Source organism: Pedobacter nutrimenti (assembly GCF_003208655.1).
Taxonomy (GTDB): Bacteria; Bacteroidota; Bacteroidia; order Sphingobacteriales; family Sphingobacteriaceae; genus Pedobacter; species Pedobacter nutrimenti.
In genome coordinates this window covers 1-1,443 of sequence record NZ_QKLU01000020.1, presented here as the reverse complement: position 1 = coordinate 1,443, position 1,443 = coordinate 1, and the positions used below count along the sequence as shown (strand labels likewise).

Genomic DNA, 1,443 nt, shown 5'->3' with positions numbered 1-1,443 from the left:
CAGGTCAAGCCAAGCCACACCAAAGCCGGCCTGAGCGGGCTTATTCAAACAGCAGCTTTTCCCTTTCCTAAGGGCCCAGACCTTGACCGGACGGGAAACCTTAAATCCATACCAAACCCTGACAGTGACAGAACAAATGAATCCTGATCAGTCCCCTGGTACCTGAAATGGAAACGCTGAAAGCTTTAGGAGTTTATAGGCAGATCTTGATCACTCGAACTTATATGTGATCAGATCAGAAGTATTAGAAGCTATACAGAAGAATTAAAGTGATTTAAATTAATGATAATGAATTACTGGAGTGTCGCTGGCCGAGCTCCTTGTAGGAGTATACCCATGAATAAATGGTTCTTATCTACACCGGATTATAAGTGATAAAAATTTATAGTAATTAAATGCGATGGCTAATTCTTATATTTGTATATGGATGCACTTATCGTTTACCCTGAAAATAAAGAACAATTAACAGCATTGAAAGCAGTGATGAAAGCAATGAAAATTGCTTTCGAACAGAAAAGTGAAATTTATCCGGAAGCTGTTCTCCAGGGAGTAAAGCAATCATTAGAACAAGTTCAACAGGGAGAGCTGAAGCCATATAAAGGGGTTAAAGATATGTTAGGTTTGAAATGAGCCTGAATATTTTTTATACGCCTCATTCCAGTGAAAGTTTTAAATCAGTTTACCATTTTATTCTGGCAAAATTTGGACAACGTTCCGCAGATGGGTTTTTGTCGAAAGTTGAGAAGACGATTGCCCTGATTTCGGAATATCCAATGATGTTTAAAGCGTCAGATTTGGGAGAAAATATCAGGGTTGCACTGATTACAAAACAATGCTCCCTATTCTATCTTGTAAAAACAGATGCTGTGCATCTTTTATTTTTTTGGGACAACCGACAAGAGCCTATCTTTTAGTATTCCATTTCTCTTTATTAAAAGTTGCTACTTATATCAAACTATAAGAAGATTAATCGAGTTCTTCGATTTTAAATAGACATTAAAATAATATGTTTTAAATCTAAATGGATTTCTATCAGAAAATAATTATGTGAATTTATAACTTATTTTTTCACAGGGACGGACAAAAAACTAATAATGATTTAAACTTGATCATGAATGGCGGAAGCTATTTTTTTAATAAAAAGTAACGTTTAGGTATTTTGTATTGGAATCAGATAGGTAAGCGTACTTTTTTAAAAAAAAAATCGGAACGAGATTTTATGGGTGGAATTTAGGATAAGCATCTGTTAAATAATTCATTGTGTTTTGAAGATGATAGTTTGAGTAGTTAGGAAGGCATAAATATTTAGATAAAACTGAAATAAAGTTTGGAGATAGAAAAAATAATCCTACTTTTGCATCCCGCTTCGGAAGGAAGGGGACACTAGAGAGGGATTGGCGAGGGAGATTGAAAAGCGGGTTTAAGGTAATGTTGATGAGATTT

General features: G+C 35.0%; 3 protein-coding genes. 2 read left to right on the top strand and 1 reads right to left on the bottom strand.

Translation table 11 applies throughout. The features are described from left to right. Positions 1–423 precede the first annotated feature (423 nt). Both B0O44_RS24830 and B0O44_RS24825 read left to right on the top strand, forming a co-directional pair. The gene (locus B0O44_RS24830) at positions 424–630 is read left to right on the top strand and encodes a DUF2683 family protein (RefSeq protein WP_110834806.1); all 207 of its coding nucleotides are present in this window, start codon (positions 424–426) and stop codon (positions 628–630) included. Further along, a complete protein-coding gene (locus tag B0O44_RS24825; RefSeq protein WP_110834805.1) occupies positions 627–914 on the top strand; it encodes a type II toxin-antitoxin system RelE/ParE family toxin in 288 nt (95 codons plus the stop codon). The genes B0O44_RS24830 and B0O44_RS24825 overlap by 4 nt, the downstream gene beginning before the upstream one ends. A 303-nt stretch (positions 915–1,217) precedes the next feature. Here the strand turns inward: B0O44_RS24825 and B0O44_RS25145 are convergent. Further along, a partial coding sequence (locus tag B0O44_RS25145) for a hypothetical protein (RefSeq protein ID WP_211321454.1) occupies positions 1,218–1,443 on the bottom strand: 226 nt, incomplete at its 5' end.

Bases quoted from the DNA above. Each gene is read 5' to 3' on its own strand.
- B0O44_RS24830 (WP_110834806.1), top strand. From the start codon at position 424: ATGGATGCACTTATCGTTTACCCTGAAAATAAAGAACAATTAACAGCA.
- B0O44_RS24825 (WP_110834805.1), top strand. From the start codon at position 627: ATGAGCCTGAATATTTTTTATACGCCTCATTCCAGTGAAAGTTTTAAA.